Source organism: Murinocardiopsis flavida, assembly GCF_003014485.1.
GTDB lineage: Bacteria > Actinomycetota > Actinomycetes > Streptosporangiales > Streptosporangiaceae > Murinocardiopsis > Murinocardiopsis flavida.
Genome location: NZ_PYGA01000043.1, coordinates 1 through 20,999, shown reverse-complemented (window position 1 = coordinate 20,999; position 20,999 = coordinate 1). Strand labels below are relative to the sequence as shown.

Annotated in this window: 19 protein-coding genes, 3 tRNA genes and 1 pseudogene; 9 read left to right on the top strand and 14 right to left on the bottom strand. The window is 71.3% G+C overall.

Annotated elements, in window-relative coordinates:
- Positions 1-288 precede the first annotated feature (288 nt).
- Together CLV63_RS35335 and CLV63_RS32285 are read right to left on the bottom strand one after the other, a co-directional pair.
- Positions 289-762, bottom strand: a complete 474-nt coding sequence (locus CLV63_RS35335; protein ID WP_106587046.1) for a tyrosine-type recombinase/integrase — start codon at positions 760-762, stop codon at positions 289-291.
- 128 nt (positions 763-890) lie between these two features.
- A complete protein-coding gene (locus CLV63_RS32285; RefSeq protein WP_106587045.1) occupies positions 891-1,406 on the bottom strand; it encodes a hypothetical protein in 516 nt (171 codons plus the stop codon).
- 546 nt (positions 1,407-1,952) lie between these two features.
- On the opposite strand from CLV63_RS32285, the gene CLV63_RS32275 reads away from it, so the two are divergent.
- From CLV63_RS32275 to CLV63_RS32265, 3 genes are all read left to right on the top strand, one after another.
- The gene (locus CLV63_RS32275) at positions 1,953-2,492 is read left to right on the top strand and encodes a class I SAM-dependent methyltransferase (protein WP_170134406.1); all 540 of its coding nucleotides are present in this window, start codon (positions 1,953-1,955) and stop codon (positions 2,490-2,492) included.
- Positions 2,493-2,672: 180 nt separating this feature from the next.
- The gene (locus CLV63_RS32270; RefSeq protein WP_106587043.1) at positions 2,673-3,866 is read left to right on the top strand and encodes a winged helix DNA-binding domain-containing protein; all 1,194 of its coding nucleotides are present in this window, start codon (positions 2,673-2,675) and stop codon (positions 3,864-3,866) included.
- Positions 3,867-4,091: 225 nt separating this feature from the next.
- Entirely contained in the window at positions 4,092-4,511 is a 420-nt protein-coding gene (locus tag CLV63_RS32265; RefSeq protein ID WP_211301586.1) for an SgcJ/EcaC family oxidoreductase, read from the top strand.
- Positions 4,512-4,715: 204 nt separating this feature from the next.
- Here CLV63_RS32265 and CLV63_RS32260 read toward each other — a convergent pair whose 3' ends face one another.
- The gene (locus CLV63_RS32260) at positions 4,716-5,681 is read right to left on the bottom strand and encodes a helix-turn-helix transcriptional regulator (protein WP_106587041.1); all 966 of its coding nucleotides are present in this window, start codon (positions 5,679-5,681) and stop codon (positions 4,716-4,718) included.
- A 96-nt stretch (positions 5,682-5,777) separates the two neighbouring features.
- Here CLV63_RS32260 and CLV63_RS35360 point away from each other — a divergent pair.
- The 3 genes and pseudogenes from CLV63_RS35360 to CLV63_RS32250 all read left to right on the top strand — a co-directional run.
- Positions 5,778-6,209 (top strand): annotated as a pseudogene (locus CLV63_RS35360) (ATP-binding cassette domain-containing protein); the annotation flags it as partial.
- Positions 6,189-6,551: an ABC transporter permease gene (locus tag CLV63_RS35355; protein ID WP_449288809.1), complete on the top strand. Its 363-nt coding sequence runs from the start codon at positions 6,189-6,191 to the stop codon at positions 6,549-6,551. The pseudogene CLV63_RS35360 and the gene CLV63_RS35355, both read left to right, overlap by 21 nt.
- Positions 6,552-6,621: 70 nt before the next feature.
- Positions 6,622-7,440 (top strand): SDR family oxidoreductase, encoded by an 819-nt coding sequence (locus CLV63_RS32250; protein ID WP_106587039.1) that lies wholly within the window; start codon positions 6,622-6,624, stop codon positions 7,438-7,440.
- A gap of 108 nt (positions 7,441-7,548) precedes the next feature.
- Here the strand turns inward: CLV63_RS32250 and CLV63_RS32245 are convergent, their stop codons facing one another.
- Positions 7,549-8,784: an MFS transporter gene (locus tag CLV63_RS32245; RefSeq protein WP_211301585.1), complete on the bottom strand. Its 1,236-nt coding sequence runs from the start codon at positions 8,782-8,784 to the stop codon at positions 7,549-7,551.
- Between the two features lie 155 nt (positions 8,785-8,939).
- Here CLV63_RS32245 and CLV63_RS32240 point away from each other — a divergent pair, with 155 nt between their 5' ends.
- Positions 8,940-9,515, top strand: a complete 576-nt coding sequence (locus CLV63_RS32240; protein WP_106587037.1) for a TetR/AcrR family transcriptional regulator — start codon at positions 8,940-8,942, stop codon at positions 9,513-9,515.
- A 93-nt stretch (positions 9,516-9,608) separates the two neighbouring features.
- On the opposite strand, the gene CLV63_RS33920 is transcribed toward CLV63_RS32240, so the two are convergent.
- The 4 genes from CLV63_RS33920 to CLV63_RS32225 all read right to left on the bottom strand — a co-directional run bounded on the left by CLV63_RS33920 (position 9,609) and on the right by CLV63_RS32225 (position 11,694).
- Positions 9,609-9,779, bottom strand: coding sequence for a hypothetical protein (locus tag CLV63_RS33920; protein ID WP_170134405.1), 171 nt, complete (start codon positions 9,777-9,779; stop codon positions 9,609-9,611).
- A 314-nt stretch (positions 9,780-10,093) separates the two neighbouring features.
- Positions 10,094-10,822 (bottom strand): hypothetical protein, encoded by a 729-nt coding sequence (locus CLV63_RS32235; RefSeq protein WP_106587036.1) that lies wholly within the window; start codon positions 10,820-10,822, stop codon positions 10,094-10,096.
- A gap of 122 nt (positions 10,823-10,944) precedes the next feature.
- Positions 10,945-11,256, bottom strand: a complete 312-nt coding sequence (locus CLV63_RS32230; protein WP_211301584.1) for a putative quinol monooxygenase — start codon at positions 11,254-11,256, stop codon at positions 10,945-10,947.
- An 84-nt stretch (positions 11,257-11,340) separates the two neighbouring features.
- Positions 11,341-11,694 carry a hypothetical protein gene (locus CLV63_RS32225; RefSeq protein ID WP_106587035.1) on the bottom strand — a complete coding sequence of 118 codons (354 nt, stop codon included), beginning with the start codon at positions 11,692-11,694 and terminating at the stop codon, positions 11,341-11,343.
- Positions 11,695-11,909: 215 nt separating this feature from the next.
- Here CLV63_RS32225 and CLV63_RS32220 point away from each other — a divergent pair, with 215 nt between their 5' ends.
- Positions 11,910-14,507: an NHL domain-containing protein gene (locus CLV63_RS32220; protein ID WP_106587034.1), complete on the top strand. Its 2,598-nt coding sequence runs from the start codon at positions 11,910-11,912 to the stop codon at positions 14,505-14,507.
- A 28-nt stretch (positions 14,508-14,535) separates the two neighbouring features.
- Here the strand turns inward: CLV63_RS32220 and CLV63_RS32215 are convergent, their stop codons facing one another.
- The 6 genes from CLV63_RS32215 to CLV63_RS32195 form a co-directional block, all read right to left on the bottom strand.
- Positions 14,536-15,759, bottom strand: coding sequence for a ribonuclease inhibitor (locus CLV63_RS32215; protein WP_106587049.1), 1,224 nt, complete (start codon positions 15,757-15,759; stop codon positions 14,536-14,538).
- A 22-nt stretch (positions 15,760-15,781) separates the two neighbouring features.
- Positions 15,782-17,176, bottom strand: a complete 1,395-nt coding sequence (locus CLV63_RS32210; protein ID WP_106587033.1) for an SDR family NAD(P)-dependent oxidoreductase — start codon at positions 17,174-17,176, stop codon at positions 15,782-15,784.
- A 24-nt stretch (positions 17,177-17,200) separates the two neighbouring features.
- Positions 17,201-17,275, bottom strand: a tRNA-Trp gene (locus CLV63_RS32205).
- A gap of 11 nt (positions 17,276-17,286) precedes the next feature.
- A tRNA-Ser gene (locus CLV63_RS32200) sits at positions 17,287-17,360 on the bottom strand.
- An 87-nt stretch (positions 17,361-17,447) separates the two neighbouring features.
- A tRNA-Ala gene (locus CLV63_RS33915) sits at positions 17,448-17,522 on the bottom strand.
- 70 nt (positions 17,523-17,592) lie between these two features.
- Positions 17,593-19,287 carry a glycoside hydrolase family 13 protein gene (locus tag CLV63_RS32195; RefSeq protein ID WP_106587032.1) on the bottom strand — a complete coding sequence of 565 codons (1,695 nt, stop codon included), beginning with the start codon at positions 19,285-19,287 and terminating at the stop codon, positions 17,593-17,595.
- 225 nt (positions 19,288-19,512) lie between these two features.
- Here CLV63_RS32195 and CLV63_RS32190 point away from each other — a divergent pair, with 225 nt between their 5' ends.
- Complete coding sequence (locus CLV63_RS32190) at positions 19,513-20,517, top strand: LacI family DNA-binding transcriptional regulator (protein WP_106587031.1); 1,005 nt, start codon at positions 19,513-19,515, stop codon at positions 20,515-20,517.
- The last annotated feature ends 482 nt before the right edge of the window (positions 20,518-20,999 follow it).

Here is a 20,999-nt window from a genome sequence, read left to right as displayed (position 1 = left end):
CTTGAACCGCACCGCCGCGGACCGCCGCCGTGCCCGGATCCGTCCGTGATCTGTCCGTGGCAGCATGCGGCAGAGGCCGGAATCGAGCGGTAGTATACGAACTGGTATACGCACAATGAGCAGCGATAACGCCGCCAACGTGACGGTCCGTGGTGTCCTGAATGCGGCTGATAAGGATGAGGCCCCAGGTTCAAGTCCTGGTACGCCCACATGGTCAAGCCCCTGCCGCACGCGGCAGGGGCTTTTTTGACAGCAGTTCTGACAGCAACGCGGCCCTATTCTTCGGACTCACCGAAGAGCGAGTCGCCCAGGCGGCCGAGTCCGTCCCGCTGGCTCTCCTCGTCGCTGTGGGTGGTAGATCTCAATGGTGACCGAGATGCGGCTGTGCCCGAGGATCTGCATCGCGTCCCGCGGAGCGACCTTGGACCGCTTCAGGAGCGATGCCACCGAGTGCCGGAGGTCGTGCAGCCGGATCGGACGCACCTTGGTCTTCTCAACGAGGCGCTCGAAGGTTCGGGAGAGGTCGCGGAGTTGCAGCGGCCCGCCGGTCCGGTTCGTGAAGACGAGACCCATCTCATGCCAGCGGTCCCCCGCGCTGCGTTTGCCATCCGCCTGCCGACCGGCCTGCTCGATCAGCGCGTCGCGCGCCCATGGGAGCAGCGGCAGGGTCCGCCTGCCCGCACGGGTCTTGACGTCGACCAGGGCGAGCGCGCCGTCACCCCGCTGGACCTGTCGCCGAATCGACAAATCGTCGTGCGCCATGTCGACGTCGTCCCAGGCAAGCCCGAGGACTTCGCCGCGGCGTAGCGCTGGACGCGCTTCAACGAGCCGTCAGAGGCCAGCACGTAGGCTTCCGCCACCTACCCGGCCATCCTTGCGCTGGTAGACCGTCAGGCGGTAGGTGGCGACCGCTTCGGTCTGTCTCCGTCGAAGATGAGTGTGTACAGGTTGTCGGACGGGTCGACCACGGCGTCGAGGAGGGTGCCGACCCGGAAGGCCGCCGTTTGGTCTCCGCGGTAGCTCGCCGTGAACACCGGGACCTCATCGCCGCTGATCCGCAGGAGCAGCGACACGGAGTCGAGTTCGCCGTACCCCCGGCCGGGAGTCCGGTGCATCGAGATGACCTCAGCGACCGCAGGCCGCCCGCTGCGCCGCAACTGCGTGATGTCCTCCGCGTCCCCCACGTCGGACCAGAGGCCGTACCCCGCAGGCAGCAGGATCAGCATGAGGAAGACCACCAGCAGGATGTGCGCCCACCAGGCCATGTACACCTCGCCGACGAAGAATGTGAACGGCATGAACAGGGCCCACAGCCAGCACATCACAGCCATCGAGCGCTTCGTCAGTCGCGAGACGAAGCCCTCGTGCGTTGCCTGCCGGCCGTACGCAACGTCGTCAGCGTGCATCTCGTGATCGTACGAGCCCGACCGGTCGGACTTCAGCGGTCGCGGCTGGGAGACCCTGCGGCAGGCGCCTCCATGCCGCCGACATCGAACTCGCCAATGCGGCCGTGTGCCGAATGGGCGATGAAGAAGAAGCCGCCAGGAGACCACGGGTATGACAGCGTCGGTGCAGCGTGTGTACCGAGGGCGGCGCTCAGTCGGCCGGGACGTTCTCGCGGGCTCTCCCCGCGGCCAACGATGAATCTATTCGGTGCTTTGTCGACAGGCCGCCGAACTGACCGCTCGCCAGTTGGCGAGGAAGCGGGTGTGGACCTGGCCCCGCCTTCGACCATGAGCCGCTCGACTCCGCCACCGGCCAGGTCGGACAGCAGGAGGCGGGTGTCGCTGAGATCGTCGATGCGCCCGTCGATGGACATCGCGCAGCTCAGCGTCACATAAGGGTGGACGGTAATTCGGTTCCACCGCGATGGTTCGTTTGGTGCACGGGTCATGAATGGTGCCTCTGAAAAATTCCGTGCGTTGAGGTGCCGGGCCCGGCACCATTGCCGTATGGGTGGGATCGGTCGTGCGCCAGTGATCGGCGACGCATTCGGGCAGATCCTCCAACGCTGCTGGGACGCGGGGGTCGTCCCCGGGGCGGCGTTCGAGGTGATCGAGCGCGAGGACGGCTACGTCGGCGTCAACGATGCCCTTTGCTATTTCACGCCCTTTGAGGAACTCACCCCACTGGACCTATGGGCGTGCGAGCAGGTGAATGGACGTGCCCTCGATATCGGTTGCGGTGCGGGGCGGCATTCGCCGGCCGTCCAAGCTCTCGGGCACGAGACCGTTGGTATGGATTCGTCGGCGGGCGCGGTGCGGGTGGCGCGTGAACGTGGTGTCACAGCACTGGTCGGTACGTTCGAGGACGTGCCGCTGAACCTCGGTCCGTTCGGGAGCCTCCTGCTTCTGGGCAACAACTTGGGGCTGCTCGGCGGTCGCGACAATGCCCGCGCTGCTCTGGAGCGTTTGGCCGGCGCCGTTGGGCCGGGCACACGTCTGGTCGGGTCTGAGTCGCCGACGCTAAGAACACTCCACGACGTGGAGTGACAGCGATGTGACAGTCATCGTGAGTGCGCGTACGCGTGTGGGGGTTTCCCGGTCGGCGTCCGTGGACGTGCACCCCTCGCCAGGAGCGTCGCTCGCGTCAATGTGGGCCGATGAGGCTGGATCGTCGATGGGTTGCCGTGGGCTCCTTGGGTTGTCGGTGGTTTCCGCGAGGATGGCTTCATGCGTTTGGTGACCGATGAGGAGCGCCGGGCCCGGTTGGGTGTGCGGCACGCTCTTGCGTCCACGGCCAAAGTGGCCTCGCCTGTGGAGGCCGCACGTGCGGTGGTGTGTCTGCACGCCACCGAACCGCCGAGCGTGCACCTGTCGTGCTGGGCGCGGGTCGGCGCGCTCGACATCGACGACGTCGAACGGTCGCTCTACGACACGCGTTCACTCGTTCGGCAGCAGTCGATGCGCGAGACCCTGTTCGTGTTCCCTCGCGATCTGGTGCCGGCCGTGTGGGGAAGCGCCTCCGCCCGGGTGGCCGCGACCCATCGCAAACGGCTGGTCAAGGACCTCGAACGCTGGGGGCCGGCCGCCGACGGGCAGGGAGCCGCCTGGCTCGCGGCTGCGGAGGAGGCGGTGCTGGCGCGCCTGGCCGACGGCGTGCCGCGGCCGTCGCAGCGGGTACGCGAGGAGGTGCCCGAGGCCGCCGGTGTCATCGAGCAGTCTCCGGACAAGCCCTGGGGAGGCCGGATCGCGATCGCTCCGCGCGTGCTCACCCAGCTGAGCCTCGACGGTTCGGTGGCGCGCGCCGCCAACGCCGGGGCCTGGTACACGAGTCGCCCGACATGGACGACGACGCAGGCGTGGTGGGGGGACGAGGTGCCCGACGCGCTTGCGTCGCGGCAGGGCTATGCCGAGTTGGTGTCGCGGTGGCTGTGGTCCTACGGTCCCGGCACCGTCGACGACCTCGCTTGGTGGCTCGGCGGTACCAAGTCCGCTGTCCGCACCGCGCTGGACGACATCGGCGCGCAGCGGGTGTCCCTGGACGACGGCTCGGTCGGGTGGCTGCGCGAGGACGACCTCGACCCGGTCGCCGCCGCCGAGCCGTGGGTCGCGCTCCTGCCGCTGCTCGACCCGACCGTGATGGGCTGGAAGGCGCGCGGCTTCTACCTCGGCGCGCACGCACCCCAGTTGTTCGACAGCGTCGGCAACGCCGGGACCACTGCTTGGGTCGACGGACGCGTCGTCGGCGCGTGGGTGCAGGATCCCGACGGTGTGGTCGGGCTGCGCCTGCTCGACGACGATGTCTCCGCGGAGGCCCGCGAGGCGTTGGCGGCCGAAGCGCGGCGGCTCAGCGCGTGGCTCGACGGCCAGCGGGTCTTCGCCGTCTACCCCTCTCCGGCCATGCAGCCGGGCGCCGGTCGCTGACGCCAGTGGGACGCGGGCGGGCAGGGGGATTGGGGCGGTGCGCGTTTCCCCGTGCCCGCCGCCCGGGACGGCAGCACCCGCGGTCGGCACCGCTGGTTCCCGCTGACCCACGTCGGCACGGCCCACATCGGCACCGCCCGGATCGCGCTCCCTTGCGGGCTGGAGGTCGATGGATCTGGGTTGGGGCTTGACCTGAAGTTTGGTTGATATTTGATGATGGTCGGCATGGAGACGACAGTCATCGACCAGCAGACGCAGGAAGCCGAGATCGAAGCGATCAAGCAGGTGATCGCCACTCTCGAGCACTCCCAGCAGAACGAGTCGCCCGAGGAGTTCGTCGGGCTCTTCCGGGCCGACGCGATCTGGACGACGGGCCATGGCAAGCGCCTCACCGGCCGCGACGAGATCTCGTCCTTCACCCACCAGGTGCTGCCGGGTGCCATGAAGGACTCGACGGCAACGTACGAAGTGGTGCACGTGCTGTTCATCCGCCCGGACGTTGCCGCGGTCAAGGCACGCGCGCAGTACTGGACGCTGGATCGGCAGCCGATCGGGAACGCGGGCACACCGCTCTATGTGATGGCCAAGGAGGACGGGCGATGGCTCCTGGTCGCCTGCCAGAACACGGAGATCCATGCCCAGTGACGTGAGCAGGGCCGTACGGGTTGGGTGGACTGTGACGCTCGCCCGGGGCCGCGCGGCCTGATTTCATCCTGTCGCTGCTTGCTGCTCGCTGCTTCGCAGTCCCGGACCGTCCCGGACGGCCTGCGCAGCCGCACCCTGGAAGACCCACCAGGCCGACACGGGTCGATCTCAATCGCTCCCGAGGGCGTTGGACCGTCCCGCGGGTCACGGGGTCTCTTGGGTGCCGGCGGTGAGGCGGCGGCCCCAGGCGCGCATGTAGGCGACGGCTTCCGGTGGGCCGTGGACCACGACGGGGGCTTCGAGCGCTCCGATGCAGAAGGTGGCCCAGTCGAGGGATTCGGCGGCGATGTGCACCCGGCACGAGGCGGCGTCGATGGGCTCCACCGTCCCGTAGTGCGCGATCTCCTCCCGCACCTGTTCGGCGGGGGCGCGGACCGTGGCACGGACGGGGTACCTGGCGGGCATCGACCCGATCCGGGCGCGCACGTATTCGACGGGGTCGTCCGCTGGGAGGGGCCGGGGGGCGAACGTCGTGCCGGTGCGGCTCGGGTCTCCGATGCGGTCGACGCGGAACGTGCGCCAATCCGCCCGGTCGAGGTCCCAGGCGATGAGGTACAGGCGGTTCTCGACGCGGACGATGCGGTGCGGGTGGACCGTCCTGACGGTGGTCTCACCGGTCCGGGCGCGGTAGGCGAACTCCACTGTCTCGGTGTCGCGGCAGGCCAGGGCGACGGTCGTCAACGAGGCGACGTCGGTGATGTCCACGCGTTCCTCGGGGGGCCGCGCCGGGACGGCGACCGCGCGGAGGCTGTCGATGCGGCGCCGGATCCGCACCGGAAGCACCTGGACGATCTTGGTCATGGCGCTCAGTGCGGCGTCCGCCGATGTGGGGGACGCGCCGGAGGTGATCTCTTGCAGCCCTATGACGATGGCGGCGGCCTCGTCCTCGCTGAGGACCAGGGGCGGGAGTGAGGCGCCGGGGCTGAGTTGGTAGCCGCCGCCGGTGCCCCGTGTGGCGGTGATCGGATACCCGAGCTCCTGGAGGCCGTCGATGTCGCGGCGGAGTGTGCGCCGGCTGACGCCGAGACGGCGCGCGAGCTCGTGGCTGGGCCAATGGCGCCGGTTCTGGAGCAGTCCGAGGAGTTCGATGAGGCGGGTGCCGGTCGACATGGGCCCACTCTAGGAGCACTTGTGGACATATAGCGGCCACAAGCCCGGTGAGGATGGGAACCGCCATCGAAGCGGGAATGGAGCGTACGCCGACACATGATCAGCACTGCCAATCTGTCGCGGAGTTTTCGGGCTCCCGACGGCGATGAGGTCCGCGCCGTCCGGGGCATCGACTTCTCCGTTGCGCCCGGGGAGACGGTCGCCGTTCTCGGCCCCAACGGTGCGGGCAAGAGCACGCTCATGCGGATGCTCTCGACGCTGCTCCCGCCGACGGGCGGCACCGCGCGGGTCGCCGGTTTCGACGTGCGGACCCAGGGCCCACTGGTGCGCGAGCACATCGGCTACGTCGGCCAGGGCAACGGCGCCGGGCACACCCAACGGGCCGTGGACGAGGTCGTCACCCAGGGCCGCATCCACGGCCTCGGCCGGACCGCGGCCCGTGCCAGAGCCGCCGAACTGCTCTCGGTGCTCGGCCTGGAGCGGTTGGCGCGCCGCAGGACGCAGGCGATGAGCGGCGGCCAGCGGCGCCTGGTGCTGCTGGGCGTCCTCGGCGTCGGGATCGGGTCGCTCAGCTGCGCACTGGCCATCGCGGTGCGCGAGCAGGACTGGATGTTCTGGACCGTGCACCAAACGGTCCTCTTCCCGCTGATGATCCTCTCCGGGATGCTGCTCCCCCTGGACGAGGGGCCGCGGTGGATGCGCGTCCTCGCGCAGTTCAACCCCCTCACCCACGTCGTCGACGCCGAACGCGCCCTCTTCGCCGGACGGATCGCGACCCCCGATGTCGCCTATGGGTTCCTGGCGGCCGCCGTGACCGCCGTCCTGGGCTTCGTCCTCGGGCTTCGCGCCCTGCGCGCCAGCACCGATTGACCGCGCCAGCGCCGATTGACACCACCCGCACGAACCGATCGAACCCAACCGCACGAAAGGCCCCGAGAACATGCGCATCCTCGTCACCGGAGCGACCGGCCAGGTCGGGCGGCACCTCGTCGCGCAACTCCACGAAGCCGGACACGACGTCCGCGCACTCTCCCGCACCCCCGCGAAAGCCGACCTCCCGGCCGGTGTCGAGGTGGTGGCGGGCGAGCTCACCGATGCCACCACGCTCGGGGCGGCGTTCGAGGGAGTGGACGTGGTCCACCTGGTCACCTTCGGCGGCGGCGACGACCTGACCAACGGCCCGGAGATCATCGACCTCGCCGAACGCCACGGCGTCGCTCGGGCCTCGGTCCTCAGCGGCTGGTCGCCCACCAGTATCGAAACCGCCCTGGAGGCCGGCTCGATCGACTGGACCCTCGTGCAGCCGGCGGAGTTCATGGGCAACGCCCTCGAATGGGCCGATGAGATCCGCTCCCGGAGCACCGTGTCCATGCTCGCCACGTTTCCCAGCGCGATGGTGCACGAGGCCGACATCGCCGCCGTGGCCGCCACCGCGCTCACCAACGAGGGCCACGGGGGACGCGCCTATCCGCTCACCGGGCCCGAGGCGCTCACCCCGCCGGAACGCGCCCGGATCATCGCCGAGGCCACCGGGCAGGAGATCTCCTTCGTGCACCTGACGGAGGACGCGGAGCGCGCCCGGCTGCGCGGCCACGGATACGACGAGGACTACGTGGAGTTCGGGATCCAGTTGGCCACGAACCCGCCCGAGGCCGGCGGCGTTGTCCTGTCCACCGTCGAGGACGTCACCGGCAAGCCCGCTCGGACGTTCGCCCAGTGGGCGCGGGAGAACGCCGAACGGTTCCGCGCCGCGCCCTGACCCGGGCATCGGCCGCGTTTCCGCACGGGCCGGACCCGGGGGCGCCCCGCATCAGGGAACCGCCCCCGGGCTTCGTCGGTGCGTCCGATGCGGCCGATGCGGCGACCGTCAGGGTGTCGCGTCGGCCGCGGGGGCCGCCGTTCGTTCCGGGGCGAGCGCCATGCGGCGGGCGGCCGCGGAGAAGGCGAGGGCGACCAGTGCGGCCGCGGCGGCGATGAGGCTGACGTACCGGGGGCCGACGGACTGGATCCCGCCCGCGCCGACGACGCCGGACGCCGCGATGGCCAGGTAAAGCACGCTCTGGTTCAGCGACAGCAGCACGGGGGTGGCAGCGGGGCGCAGGGAGATGATCCGGTGCTGCTGCGGTGTGGTGATGGCGAAGGAGGCCGCGGCGTAGAACGCGATGACGGGGACCGCCGCGCCCATGCTCGTGGTGGAGAAGGGGACGAGGAGCATGCCCGCGGTGAGGAGCACGAGGGCGGCGGCCACGACGCGGGAGCCGCCCCACCGGTCGGTGAAGTATCCGGCGGAGAGGTTGCCGACGGCGCCGGCGACGCCGCCGACCAGCATGAGGGACGCGAGTGCGACGCTGCTGCCGCCGGTCGCGGGGGCGTAGATGGCGCTGATGTAGGTGTAGGGGATGAACACCGCGGTGAACGCAACCAGCGTCGTCGCCAGCAGCGCGAGCACCCGCCGGTCGCCAAGGGGGCGCAGGCGGTCGCGGAACCCACCGGCGTCGGGGACCGCGACGTCGCGCGGGACGGCCAGGGCCACACCCGCCAGGCCGACGGCGGCCAGGAGCGACGCGAACCAGAGGGTCGCGCGCCAGTCGATCATCCCGCCCAGAGCGGTCCCGACGGGGGCGCCGAACGCGACCGCCGCCGTGAAGCCGGTCACCACCAGTGCGATGGCGCGGCCCTGGAGGCGGGGCGGAACCAGGGAGGCAGCGGTGGCCGAGGCGTTCGGGATGTAGAGGCCCACCCCGGCCGCGGCGATGACCTGGGCGGCCATGAGCTGGCCGTAGGTGCCGGCCATTGCGGAGCCCGCCGAGCCCAGCAGGTAGATCAGCGTCGCGGTCAGGAGCACGGTGCGGCGCGTCCACGCTGTGGTGAGCGCGGTCAGGACCGGGCCGCTGACGGCGCAGGTCAGGGCGAACACGGTGACGATCTGGCCGGCGTCGGCCACGGAGATACGGAAGGCGTCCACGAGCATCGGCAGCAGCCCGGCGAGGACGAACTCGCCGGTGCCCACGGCGAAGACGCCCAGGGCGAGGACCGCCACCGGTGCCATGCCGGAGGACGGTTCGGCGGCGACCGTCGTCGAATCCTGCGGTGAACGAGCCACTGCGGCCACGTCCTTCCTGTAGGGAAAGGTCTTCCTGTCGGGGAGAGGTCCGTGGACGGGGCATCGCACACGACCTAAGATGGAACCGATCGGTTCCGTTTGGAACGGTACCGATCGGTTCCGTTTTGGTCAATGCAGGCAACGCAGGAGTTCCGATGCCCGTCAAAGCCCGCGAGAGGCTCATCCAGTCCGCCGAGAGGCTGTTCTACGCCGACGGCATCCGCGCCGTCGGGCTGGAGCGGCTGCTCGCGGACTCCGGGGTGGGGCGGGCATCGTTCTACCGCCACTTCTCCGGCAAGGAGGACCTGGTGGTGACCGTCCTCGGCGCCTACGAACGCGCCTACCGCGGCTGGCTGGCCGAGCGCACCGATGCGTGGGGCGGCACTCCGCTGGCGGCCTTCGACGCGATCATCGAGCACGCCGAAACCGCCGACTTCCGCGGCTGCGCCTTCATCAACGCCGTCGCGGAGGCCGCCGAACCCGCGGCCGAGATCCGCCGTATGGCGAGCGACCACAAGGACGCCGTCGCCGCCTACCTCCGCGGCCTCCTCGCCCGCTCCGGCTACCCCGACGACCCCGACCTGGCCCGCCAACTCCTGCTCCTCATGGACGGCGCGACCGTCACCGAGCTCCACGAGAGGTCGAGCCGCCCGGCGCGCCAGGCCAAGGAGATGGCCGAAGCGCTGTTGGCAGGGGCGTCCGCGGACGGCCCGGCGCCCGCGGGGACCTGAAGCAGGAGGGCCGCATCCCCGGTTCCGCCGAGGGAGTGGCCGAGCCCGTCCGTTCCTGGTGGGCCGGTGCCGGTTCCCGCTCTGCCGCGGTGCTCAGTGGCGCCGGTCTCCCGCCGCGATGAGGATCACGCTGGCGACCAGGATCAGCGCTATCGGGATGACCAGGATGAACGCGAGCTTGACGCCGAGGAGGTAGGCCACCGCGACGTCGGCGGCCGCGCAGATCGCACCGGCGATGAAGAGTGCGATTCCAGCGGCTCGCATGGGTCCCCTTTCGGTCCGCCCTCCGGCGCTGCACCGCGGCGACGCCGCCATCCTGCCGTGTGCAGCGGGGTGATGTGAAGTGGGGAGTGCCCGGGGTGCGGTTCCGTTGCGGGCGGCCCGCGTTCGGCGGCGAATCGATTCGGCGCTTTGTCGACATGCCCGCGAATCGATGCCTGGTGTCGTTGCCGGGCGTCGATACCGGTGCGTGGCGCGGGCGGCGGGGCTCGGGCCGCGCACCGTTCGTCCGCCGGGGTGTCGCCCGGACTCGCCTGGGTCCGCCCGGGTCCGTCCGGGCTCATCAGGGTCAGGCCGGGTCAGGCCGGGGCCCAGCTGTCCAGTTCGCGCCAGAGGGCGTCCTTCAGGCGGTTGCCGCCCGCGTCCTTTGCGAGTGTGCGCAGGCAGGCGCAGTGAACGAGCGCGCCGCGCCGTGCGCAGACGTAGACGCCGACGAGGCGCAGCCCGGTGCCGATGGCCGCCAGTTCGAGGTCCGCCGGCGCGCCGTCGACCGACCCGTCGTCCGCGCCCTCGCTAGTGCCGCCCGCATCGCGCGCCTCGCCGTCCGCCTCGCCACGTCGACGCAGCAGCCAGGCCGCGAGGTCGGCGAGGGTCCGTGTTTCGAGTGTGCGCGGTAGCGGCAGCGCAAGCGTCCCGTCGGCGAGGCCCCGCAGTACCTCGTCGGGGTGTCGGCGCGTCCCTTGGACCGAGGCCGCCAACTGGGCGAGGGCCGCACAGGTGAGCCGGGAGCGCGGATTGTCGACACTGCGCCACACGTCCGCTCCGAGCACCGCGCCGAAGCGGTCGGCCGCGGCGGCGCGCCAGCCGTGCACGTAGACCGACCATGCGGCGGCGACCTCGGTCGGCCCGAGGTCGCCGATGCTGAACCGGGCCTCGGCGGTCGCCCTGTACTCGGCGGCGTGCGGGGACGTCGAGGGGACGGCGCCGCTCAGCCGCCCGCCCGACGGGTGCTGCCAGCAGTAGGGCTGCCGGACCCGGCGCCGGCACGCGTGCCCTTGGCGCGTTGTCGCTCCGCACATGACCGCCATGACCCCGACGCTCTGCCGCCGTCGGCGCGTCCGGTACTCGCGCGGGGGTGAGGGTCTGCGGCATAGGCCGCCACACTTGCCATGCTCCGAGTCGACGGCAGGGGCCTACGCCGGTCGGCCGTTCAGTGCGCGGCAGGGCCCTTCCCGCCGAGCAGGTCGAGTTCGATCATCTCGTTCGACTCGATCCGGCCGAGGACCGCTGCAACGTCGTCGTCTCCTGCGAGGCCCCGGAGGGCGGCGTCGAGGTCGGCGCGGCTGCGCCACAGTTCGGTCACCCAGATGGTGTCGGGGGCGTCGGCCTGGCGGTGCACGAGGTAGAGCTCGCAGCCGGGGTCGCCGCGAAGCCCGTCGGCGGCGGTGAGCAGCAGGTCGGCGACCTCTCCCCCGTACCCGCGCCGGGCCGTCATCTTCGCGTAGCGCGCAATGCGTTCCATGGTTCCGACGGTAGGCCGCCGCAATCCCGGGGTCTTGAAGGAACACGACATGGTGTGCCACCGGCGGGGCGCTGTCGCCCGCTACTACACCACCTCGCCGACGCTCACACGGAAGTGCCAGGTGCTCACCATGCCCTCGACCACGACGGAGAAGTGGTCCTCGTCGTGCCGGATTACGATGCGGTCCCGGGGGTGCGAACGCGCTTCGAGCCGGTGCGTGCGTGCCGTCCACAGGGCGACGCGGCAGGCCTCGTCGCGGCTCCTGTAGGACACCTGGGGCGGTTCACTCGACCACTGCGACCCGCCGGAGCCGATCCGTTGCCCCTCCTCCACGAACACCACCCACCGCCGCTCGCCGTTCGCGGTGTCGAGAGTCTCCGCGAGTGGCTCCGCGAGATTCTCGATGGAGATGTTCCACCACCCCTTCTCCTCCGCCATACGGTGCTCCTCTCCTCCGGGGGCGGCGCTGCGGATACGACGCGGATTCGGCAGAGTCAGGTTCCCACCTGGTGCTCCGGCACCTTAAGGGCCACAGCGTCCACTACCGGTCACGGCGGAAACCGCGCGGTACGCGCCGACGTCTACGACCACGCGGTCGTGCCCGCTGCGCAGCGTCTCCGATCCGGGCACCGGGACGAAGAGGGTGCGAGCACATGGCGGCTCGAGAGAGACGGGGCGGGCGCCTTGCGGCCGGGGTCGCCGCGCTGGCAATGTGCGCGCTGGCGGTGTCCCCCGCTGCGGCGCACGACAAGGAGTCCGAGAGGGACTCCGGCGGGGATCACGGCAAGGGCGCCGGACCAGCACCGGCCCGCGAGATCACCACCACAGCGGGTACCGGCGAAGTGGGCGCGACGGGCGACGGCGGCCCCGCTGTCCAGGCGACCTTCGACCTCCCCACTGCGATCGCCGTCGGCCCCGGCGGCATTCTCTACGTCATCGACGGCGCGCGCATCCGCGAGATCGCCGCCGACGGAACGATCGAAACGGTCGCCGGGTCGGGCGGCCCCGGGTTCTCCGGCGACGGCGGCCCCGCCCTACGAGCCCGGTTCGACCCCGATGGCGGCGGCATCGCCGTTGCCCCGGACGACACGGTCTACGTCGCCGACACCGCCAATCACCGGGTCCGGGCGATCGACCCCGACAAGGGCACCGTGCGGACGGTGGCGGGCAGCGGTCCACACGAGAACCCCTGGCTCGACGGCGCGTTCAAGGGCGACGGCGGCCCGGCCGACAAGGCGCGCCTCTCACGTCCGTCCGACGTCGCGGTCGGGTCCGACGGCACCCTCTACATCGCCGACGCCGGCAACTACCGGGTCCGCACCGTCGATCCGGACAGCGGGAAGATCGAGACGATCGCCGGAGTCCCGCACCCCGGCGACGGCGGTTCCGGGTTCTTCCCCGAGCCCGACACCGACGATGACGGCGTGCCCGCCACCGAGACCTTTGTCGAGCCCGAGGGGATCGACGTCGGTGCCGACGGCACCGTGTTCTTCACCGAGAACGACAAGGACCGCGTCCGCGCCGTCGACCCCGACAACGGGAAGATCCGCACGGTGGCGGGGTCGGCGGGCCTGAAGAGCGCCGGGGCCGTCGACGTCGGCGAGGACGGCATGGTCTACGTCTCCGACCCCGAAGCCTTCAAGGTCGTGGCCATGGACGCCGACTCGAAGAACGCGGCCGACGGCGTCGAGGCGATCGCCGGTTCCGGCAGCCGCGAGTACTCCGGTGACGGCGGCCCGCCCACCGACGCCGGGCTCACTCCTGGCGGTATCGCCTTGGCGGGCGACCACACCCTGCACGTCGTCGACTCCGGGCGGATCCGCACGGTCGCCCCTGCGGCGAAGAAGCGGGGCGCGGCCCGTGCACCGGATGCCGACATCATCACCGTCGCCGGAGGCGGCACGACGACACTCGACGACTCCTGGTCCCCCTTCGGCACCATCGGAGCGCGCGACCTGAGCATCGAGAATCCGACACGGCTTGATGTCGGCCCCGATGGCGTCGTCACCTTCGACGATGCCGGTAACGACCGGGTCGCCGCGGTCGACCCCGCGGCCGGGACGGTCGGCACCGTCGCGGGCGGCGGCGACGTGCAGCAGAGCGACGTGACCGACTCCGGGATCGACCCCGGCGACGCGGCCTTCCTGAATCCGGTCGCGGTCGCCGTCGCCCCCGACGGGACGCGCTACATCACCGGAGAGGACGCCAGGCTGTTCTCCCTCGACGCCGACGGTGACACGCTCGCGCCGTACGCCGAGGGCGCCGGGGCGTACGAGCCGAAGACCGCCGATGTCGCCGTGGGTCCCAACGGCGACGTCTATTTCACCGACGGACCCGACGACCGGATCCGGGTCGTCAGGAAGAAGGGCGGGAAGGCGGCCACGGTCGCCGAGAGCAGTCCCGGAAGTGGCCCGTCCGCCGCGTTGTTCGGTCCGCAAAACGTCGAGCACATCGCTGTCGGCGCGGACGGCACCGTCTACTACTCCGACCCCGCTGGGAGTCGCGTGCGGGCGGTCGACCCCGGCGACGGGAGCGTCCGCATCGTCGCGGGGAACGGGCGCCCCGGGTTCTCCGGCGACGGCCGTTCGGCGCTTTCGGCGGCACTGGCGATGCCGAAAGGCTTGGACGTCGGGGAGGACGGCACCCTCTACATCGCCGATTCGGGCAACAACCGGATCCGCGCCGTAGACCCCGACAACGGCACCATCCGCACGGTCGCGGGCACCGGCCCCAACTGGGGGAAGCACAATCTGGCGACCGCCTATACGGGTGACCTCGGCGGCGACGGCGGGCCGGCGGCCCGGGCGAAGCTCAACGGGCCGAGTGACGTCGCCGTGGGCGAGGACGGCGTCCTCTACGTCGCCGACACCGGCAACCACCGCATCCGTGCGATCGGCGACCCCGAGGTGCTGCCGTCCCCGTGGGGCTCGTGGGCGGTACCGGTGGTCGCCGGGGTGCTGCTCGCCGCCGCGGTCGCGGCGGCGGTGTACCTGGTCCGGCTCCGGCGCAGGAAGGCGGCGAAGTCCGCAGAGTCCGCCCCGGAGGAGGCGCCCGCGGCGGATCCGGGCCCTACTCCCCAGCCGGCTCCACCGGACGACGGCGCCCGGCCGGTCGATGCCGGTCCGGTCGACAACGATCCTGGTGGCAGCGATTCGGACGACGAGGGACCGCATGACGGCGATCCGGAAGGCGGTGGCCCGCCCGGCAACGGACCGGGCGACGCCGGACCCCCCTCCACCGGCTCGCAGTGAGCGGTCCCGTCAGCGCACTGCCGTCGCGCTACCGCGCGGTGCGGTGCACGCTGCGGATCGCCGCGACCGCGGCCGGGACGTCGAGGACGGGCGCGCCGGAGCCCAGCGCGTCGAGTTCCCTGCGGACGCTGCGGGCGACGCCCTTGCCGAGCAGGAACCGGGTCGGTGTCGCCGCAGTGCGGGCGCCGTCGCGCAAGCGCAGGGCGGCCCTGCTGGTCACCCCGGTGTGCGCGAGCACCAGGTGCCCGAGCCGGTGCCCCGGTGCGGAGAGCGCCGCGGCCATGTGCGCCGCGCTGTCCTCGTCGATCCTGTTGTCGGCGGCGCCGAGGACGTGGGCCGCGCGGACCCGGCCGAGGTCCACGGCGTTGACACCGGCGTCCGCGGCGGCGGCGACCAGGCGCCCCGCCGCGTGGGGCCCGATCCCGTTGCTCGCCACCGACAGCCGGGCGAGTCGGCCGTGCGGCATGGCGCGCAGCGCGTCGGCGAGTGTTTCGGCACCGGAGTCGCCGAGCCGTGCCGCCGACGTGTACAGCTCGCTGACGGCTCCTGCCGCGACCAGGTCCGCCAGTGCCTCCGCGCCGGCCGCCCCGAGGGGGTTGCCGCCGAGGTACAGGCGCTCGACCGGGGTGCCGGCCGCCGCGGCCCGGAGCACCCGCGGCACGAGCGCGGCGAGGCCGGCCGGGTCGAGGCCGGTCTGCACCAGGTCGAGTGTGCGCAGCCCGGGCGCCGCGTCGACCAGGTCGGCCACAGCAGTCCCCGCCCCGCTGCCGAGCGGGTTGCGCTTCAGCCACACGGCGCTGACCGCCTGCGGGGACGCCCGCAACCGGTCGGCGATCCCCGCGGCCCCTCGCGCGGTGATGCCATTGCAGCCCAGGTAGAGGGTTTGCACACCGGTACCGGACGTCCGCTCCGCGACAGCGGTGGCACCGTCGTCGCCCAGGCCGTCGGTGCCCAGCAGCAGGTGCCGCACGGCGATCGGGCCGCCGGACCGGACCCGCATCGCGTCGGCGACCAGCGCGGCCCCGACCGGGCCGAGGGCCTGTTTGCACAGGTCGAGGCGCCCGTCGGGCAGGGCCGTCCCGGCGGGGAAGTCCAACCGCCGGGCAGCGGGGCGGCCTTCGCGCAGCCACGACAGCAGCGGGTCGAGTTCCGCCCGCGGGCGCGGCGCCACCGCAGGGACGCCGTGCGCGTCGGCGGCCGGGGGTCCGGACTCCTCGGAATCCCCTGGCCGCGATTCGGGTCCGTCGGGCATGCTCACCAGGGCACCTCCATGCTCACCAGGGCACCTCCCGGTAGTCCTTCAGGAACAGACCCGACACCGGCGCGCCCGACTCCCCGCGCACGATCGGGTCGTACACGCGCGCGGCGCCGTCCACGACGTCGAGCGGGGTGCGGAAGCCCTTCGACGCCATCCGCCGCTTCTTCGGCGCCGGGTTCTCATCGGTGATCCAGCCGGTGTCGACGCCGCACATGTGGACGCCTTCGGCCGCGAGGCCGGCGGCGCTCGTCCGGGTCAGCATGTCCAGTCCGGCCTTTGCCATGTTCGTGTGCGGGTGGGCGCCGCTCGTGTAGCTCCGCGCGAACCTGCCCTCGACAGCGGTGACGTTGACGATGTACCGGTTGCGGAACGGGGACGCCAGCAGCAGTGGGAGCAGCCGGTCGCAGAGCATCGCGGGCGCCAGCGCGTTGACGAGCTGGGTCTCCAGCACCTCGGCGGGGTCGAGGCCGCCGAGCCGCGCCGACCAGGAGTTCGCAGCGGCGTCGTCGGGGATCAGCCCGGCCTCGTCCACGGTGGTCGTGAGCGCCGCACGGGCCGTCCCGGGGTCCCGTGCCCCGGCGAGCTCGGCGGCGGGCCACACCGGCGCGGGCGCGGGGAGCGGGCGGAAACCGGGCGCGCGGCGCAGCACGCCCGCGGCCTCGGGTGGACCGGGTTCGAGCTCCGCCTCGGCGAGGCGCGCGAAGGCGTCGGGGCCGCGGCGGATCGTCTGCGCCGCGTTGTTCACCAGGATGTCCAGCGGCGCACCGGCGTCGCACAGCTCGGCGCACAGGCCGAGGACCTGGCGGGGGTCGCGCAGGTCGATCCCGACCACGGTCAGGCGGTGCAGCCAGGCGTCGCTGCCCTGCGCCGCGCGGAACCGGCGCAGCGCGTCGCGGGGGAACCGGGTCGTCACCGTGAGCTCGGCACCGTCGCGCAGCAGCATCAGGGCGAGCTGGAAACCGATCTTGACCCTGCCGCCCGTGAGCAGCGCCCTGCGTCCGGTGAGGTCGGCGCGGGCGTCGCGGCGCGCCGTGTTCTCGGCGGCGCAGTCGGGGCAGAGCCGGTGGTAGAAGACGTCGACATCCCGATATGGGGACTTGCAGACATAGCACCGCCGGGGTGTGCCGTAGGTCCCGATCGGGCCGGGTGCCGGGTCGTGCTCCAGTGGGGCATCCTCGCGGCGGGTCGACGACCCGGTCGCGGTGGCGGCGGCGAGGGTGGTGTCGGCGCGGGTGCGCTCCTGCTTAAGCGCCCTGCGGCGGTCGCGGCGGCCGTCGCGGGCGAAGGACTCGGCGACCCGCTCGGCGCGCAGGCGGACCGGGTCGTCGGAGGGGAGTTCGCGCAGCCGGCCGACGGTGCGGGTGAACGCGTCCAGGTCGGCGGCCGAAACTCCGGGTTCGGGGACCGTCATGCGCTGCTGACCTCACTCGTCGGGAGGCCACGGCCGGATTCGAACCGGCGTCTTCCACGTTTTGGAGACGTGGTGCGACTGCCTCTGCGCTACGCGGCCATAGAGGGCCGCCCGGGGGGCCGGATTCGAACCGGCGTGATCAGCATTAGCAGTGCTGTGCAACGACCTCTGTACCACGCCCCGGGCAGCGGTTCGGATTCTAAGGCAGGCGCCGAAAACCGGACAAGGCGGTTTCGCGGCGCCCGGCGCCTCCTGCGAGGGCAGAGGGCCGCCCGGGGGGCCGGATTCGAACCGGCGTGATCCGCTATGCAGTAACGGCGCGTCGGCCTCTGCGCACACGCCCCGGGCGACTCCGCGACGCTACACGATCGCGGTCGGCGCGGGCCAGAGCGGCGGAGCAGGGGGCGGCGGGGCGGTCAGGACGCGGCGCCCAGCGTGATCGTCGCCTCGAACGGGCGCAGCACCCCGAACGCCTCCGGCTCCGGGTAATTGCCGAGCAGCGGCCGCGCGCCGACCCCGGCGGCCGACGCGGGCAGGGGCACCTCGACCGTCTCGGCCGACCAGTTCGCGAGGACGAGGAGCACCTCGTGCCCGAGCGTCCGCGTGTAGGCGAACAGCGACTCGTGCTCCGCGAGGAGCAGCTCGAACACCCCGTGCACGACGACCGGATGCTCCTTCCGCAACCGGATCAGCCGCCGGTAGTAGTGGAACACCGAACCCGGGTCGGCGACCGCGGCCTCCGCGTTGACCTCGGTGTGGTTGGGGTTCGCCGCGAGCCACGGGGTGCCGGTCGTGAACCCGGCGTTCGGCGAGGCGTCCCACTGCATGGGTGTGCGGGCGTTGTCGCGGCTGCGCACGCCGATCCGGCGCAGGACCTCGTCCGCCGCGACCTCTCCGCTGTGCACCACCGAGTGGTAGTGGTTCAACGTCTCGATGTCGCGGTAGTCCTCGATGGCGGTGAAGTGGGCGTTGGTCATGCCCAGCTCCTCCCCCTGGTACACGAACGGGGTGCCCTTCAGCATGTGCAGGCTGGTGGCGAGCATGGTCGCGGACTCGACGCGCAGCGTGCCGTCGCTACCGAAGCGCGACACGGAGCGGGGCTGGTCGTGGTTGTTCAGGTAGAGGCTGTTCCAGCCGTGCCCTTCCAGGCCCGTCTGCCAGCGGGCCAGCGACCGCTTCAAACTCGGCAGGGAGAACGGGACGGGGTCGAACTTGCCGCCGGGGCCCGAGTCGACCTCCATGTGCTCGAACTGGAAGACCATGTTCAGTTCGCGCCGCTGCGGGGCGGTGTAGTCGCGGGCCTGCTCGACGGTGACGCCCGGCATCTCCCCCACCGTCATGGCGCCGCGGCCGGCGAGCACCATGTCGTGCATCTCGCGCAGGTACTCGTGGACCCGGGGCCCGTTGAGGACGTAGGGCGCGAACGACGCCATCCCGTCGCCCGCCTCGACCGCGGGCGCGTCGGACGAGAGCAGCGCCGGGTCCTTGGAGATGAAGTTGATGACGTCCATGCGGAAGCCGTCGGCCCCGCGGTCCAGCCACCAGGTCATGATGTCGTGCACGGCGGTCCTGACCCTGGTGTCCGCCCAGTTCAGATCGGGCTGGCGGCGGCTGAACAGGTGCAGGTAGGAGGCGTCCGTCGCACTGTCGTGCTCCCACGCCGGGCCGGAGAACACCGACCGCCAGTTGTTCGGCGGGGTTCCGTCGGGGCTGTCGCGCCAGATGTAGAAGTCGCGGCGGGGCGCGTCGCGGGAGGCGCGCGACTCGATGAACCACGGGTGCGCGTCGGAGGTGTGGTTGACGACCAGGTCCATGATCAGCCGCATACCCCTGGCGTGCAGGCCGTCGCGCAGCCGGTCCCAATCGGCGAGGGTGCCGAACTGCGGGTTGATGTCGCAGTACTCGCTGATGTCGTAGCCGTTGTCGTCCCCCGGCGACGGGTAGACCGGTGACAGCCATACGACGTCCACGCCGAGAAGCCGGAGGTAGTCGAGCCGGTCGATGATGCCGGGGAGGTCGCCGACACCGTCGCCGTCGCTGTCCTGGAAGCTCTGCGGGTAGACCTGGTAGACGACGCTCTCCCGCCACCAGTCGGCGCGCTCCGCCGCCATCGGTACCTCCCCGTTCGAGTCCGCACCCGGGATGGTCCGCGTCCGGCGGGGCGCGCGCCGGTGAAGTGCCTGCGAACGATGCCATTGCGGCTTCGGTCCCGTCAACACGATCCCTGCGTGTGCCCTGTGAACAGCGGCTTAAGGACGCATCGAAGGTTGGCAACGTTTTCAAAGAAGGGACGATTGTCTAGCATCGTCCCTATGGCCGCCCCTGAACATCCCCGGATGAGCGATGTCGCCGAACGCGCGGGCGTCTCGCTTTCGACGGTCTCGCGCGCCCTGCGCGGCGCCTCGGGAGTGGCGCCGAAGGTGCGCGCCGAGATCGAGAACGCCGCCGCGGAGCTGGGCTATGTCGTGTCCAGGGGAGCGTCCAGCCTGGTCACCGGGCGCACAGGGCGGGTCGCCGTCCTGGTGCCGTTCCTCCAACCGTGGTTCTTCGGTGTGGCGCTCGCCGGGATGAACACGACCCTGCGCGACGCGGGCCGCGACATGCTCGTCTACCAGGTGGGCGACGTCGGTGAACTGGACGACTACATCCACTCGCTCCCGCTGCGGCGCAACGTCGACGCCGTGATCGCGCTGGCGCTCGACCTGGACGAGCGGGAGATCGCGCGGCTCGACGAGATCGGCCTCCCCGTCGTGTTCTGTAGCCAGCGGGTGAAGGGCCGGCGGAGCATCTTCATCGACAACACCGCGGCCGCCGCTGAGGCGACCCGGCACCTGCTCAACCTCGGGCACACCCGCATCGCCTACATCCAGTCGAAGGACCAGACCGGTTTCAGCTGGGACTCGCGGGACCGGTTGAAGGGGTACCAGCAGGCAATGGCCGACGCCGGAGCGGAGCCGCTCGTCCTCACCGAGCGGAGCGGGCGCGAAGGCGGGGCGCGGGCCATGGGCAAGCTGATGTCCGTGGAACGTCCCCCCACTGCGGTGTTCGCGGAGTCGGACGACGTCGCGTCGGGGGTCCTCCAAGTGGTGCGGCGTTCGCGGCTGGCGGTGCCCGGTGCGGTGTCGGTCATCGGATTCGACGACAACGACCTCGCTGCGCTGTTCGACCTGACCACGGTGTCCCAGCCCGTTCAGGAGATGGGAGAGCACGCCGCGCGCCTCGCGGTGGACCTGGTCGACGGCGGGGCGGCGCAGTCCGACCACCACGTCCGGTTGGAGACCGCGTTCGTGGTCCGCCACTCCACCGGGCCGCCGAGGGAGAACATGGGGTTGCACGGGTGACCGGATGGTGACCGGATTCGGTGACCGGTGTCACAGCGTTTCGAGTTGGCGCATGCGGACTGCGGGACTATAGTTCATCGAGTCGCCTGAATACAGGGCCGGTCTGCCGGCCCGGACAGGGCGGCAGTCTTCTCCCGGGCGCAACGGACACCGATCGGTGGCCGAGCCCGTCACTCATCTGGTCGAGACCTCTGAATTGCTCTGGCATACTGTCATGCCTCGGCAATTAGCAGTCTCATTACCGGTCTGTGAGAGCGGCAAATTACGAAGAACGCCGATTTGGCGGGACTCGAAACGGCTGCTAATGTCGAAGACACAAGGGAACAGCCGGAAAGAGCATAAAGCTCAAGAAGGAAGTTCCAATTCCCGCTTGATTGGGAATCTCGAAATCGCGGTTGTTCGCGGTGGTCGGGGAGCCTGATAAAGTGGGACCACAACGAAACGCAACACCGTCCCGACAGAAGAAGCCTCCGGGTTTTGTA

Excerpts from the sequence above, each read along its gene's own strand:
- CLV63_RS32220 (WP_106587034.1), top strand. The coding sequence starts at position 11,910 with ATGGCGGCTCGAGAGAGACGGGGCGGGCGCCTTGCGGCCGGGGTCGCC.
- CLV63_RS32195 (WP_106587032.1), bottom strand. The coding sequence starts at position 19,287 with ATGGCGGCGGAGCGCGCCGACTGGTGGCGGGAGAGCGTCGTCTACCAG.
- CLV63_RS32230 (WP_211301584.1), bottom strand. The coding sequence starts at position 11,256 with ATGGAACGCATTGCGCGCTACGCGAAGATGACGGCCCGGCGCGGGTAC.
- CLV63_RS35355 (WP_449288809.1), top strand. The coding sequence starts at position 6,189 with ATGAGCGGCGGCCAGCGGCGCCTGGTGCTGCTGGGCGTCCTCGGCGTC.
- CLV63_RS32250 (WP_106587039.1), top strand. The coding sequence starts at position 6,622 with ATGCGCATCCTCGTCACCGGAGCGACCGGCCAGGTCGGGCGGCACCTC.
- CLV63_RS32240 (WP_106587037.1), top strand. The coding sequence starts at position 8,940 with ATGCCCGTCAAAGCCCGCGAGAGGCTCATCCAGTCCGCCGAGAGGCTG.
- CLV63_RS32260 (WP_106587041.1), bottom strand. The coding sequence starts at position 5,681 with ATGTCGACCGGCACCCGCCTCATCGAACTCCTCGGACTGCTCCAGAAC.
- CLV63_RS32235 (WP_106587036.1), bottom strand. The coding sequence starts at position 10,822 with ATGGCGGTCATGTGCGGAGCGACAACGCGCCAAGGGCACGCGTGCCGG.
- CLV63_RS32215 (WP_106587049.1), bottom strand. The coding sequence starts at position 15,759 with ATGCCCGACGGACCCGAATCGCGGCCAGGGGATTCCGAGGAGTCCGGA.
- CLV63_RS35335 (WP_106587046.1), bottom strand. The coding sequence starts at position 762 with ATGGCGCACGACGATTTGTCGATTCGGCGACAGGTCCAGCGGGGTGAC.
- CLV63_RS32210 (WP_106587033.1), bottom strand. The coding sequence starts at position 17,176 with ATGACGGTCCCCGAACCCGGAGTTTCGGCCGCCGACCTGGACGCGTTC.
- CLV63_RS32270 (WP_106587043.1), top strand. The coding sequence starts at position 2,673 with ATGCGTTTGGTGACCGATGAGGAGCGCCGGGCCCGGTTGGGTGTGCGG.
- CLV63_RS32265 (WP_211301586.1), top strand. The coding sequence starts at position 4,092 with ATGGAGACGACAGTCATCGACCAGCAGACGCAGGAAGCCGAGATCGAA.
- CLV63_RS33920 (WP_170134405.1), bottom strand. The coding sequence starts at position 9,779 with ATGCGAGCCGCTGGAATCGCACTCTTCATCGCCGGTGCGATCTGCGCG.
- CLV63_RS32225 (WP_106587035.1), bottom strand. The coding sequence starts at position 11,694 with ATGGCGGAGGAGAAGGGGTGGTGGAACATCTCCATCGAGAATCTCGCG.
- CLV63_RS32190 (WP_106587031.1), top strand. The coding sequence starts at position 19,513 with ATGAGCGATGTCGCCGAACGCGCGGGCGTCTCGCTTTCGACGGTCTCG.
- CLV63_RS32285 (WP_106587045.1), bottom strand. The coding sequence starts at position 1,406 with ATGCACGCTGACGACGTTGCGTACGGCCGGCAGGCAACGCACGAGGGC.
- CLV63_RS32275 (WP_170134406.1), top strand. The coding sequence starts at position 1,953 with ATGGGTGGGATCGGTCGTGCGCCAGTGATCGGCGACGCATTCGGGCAG.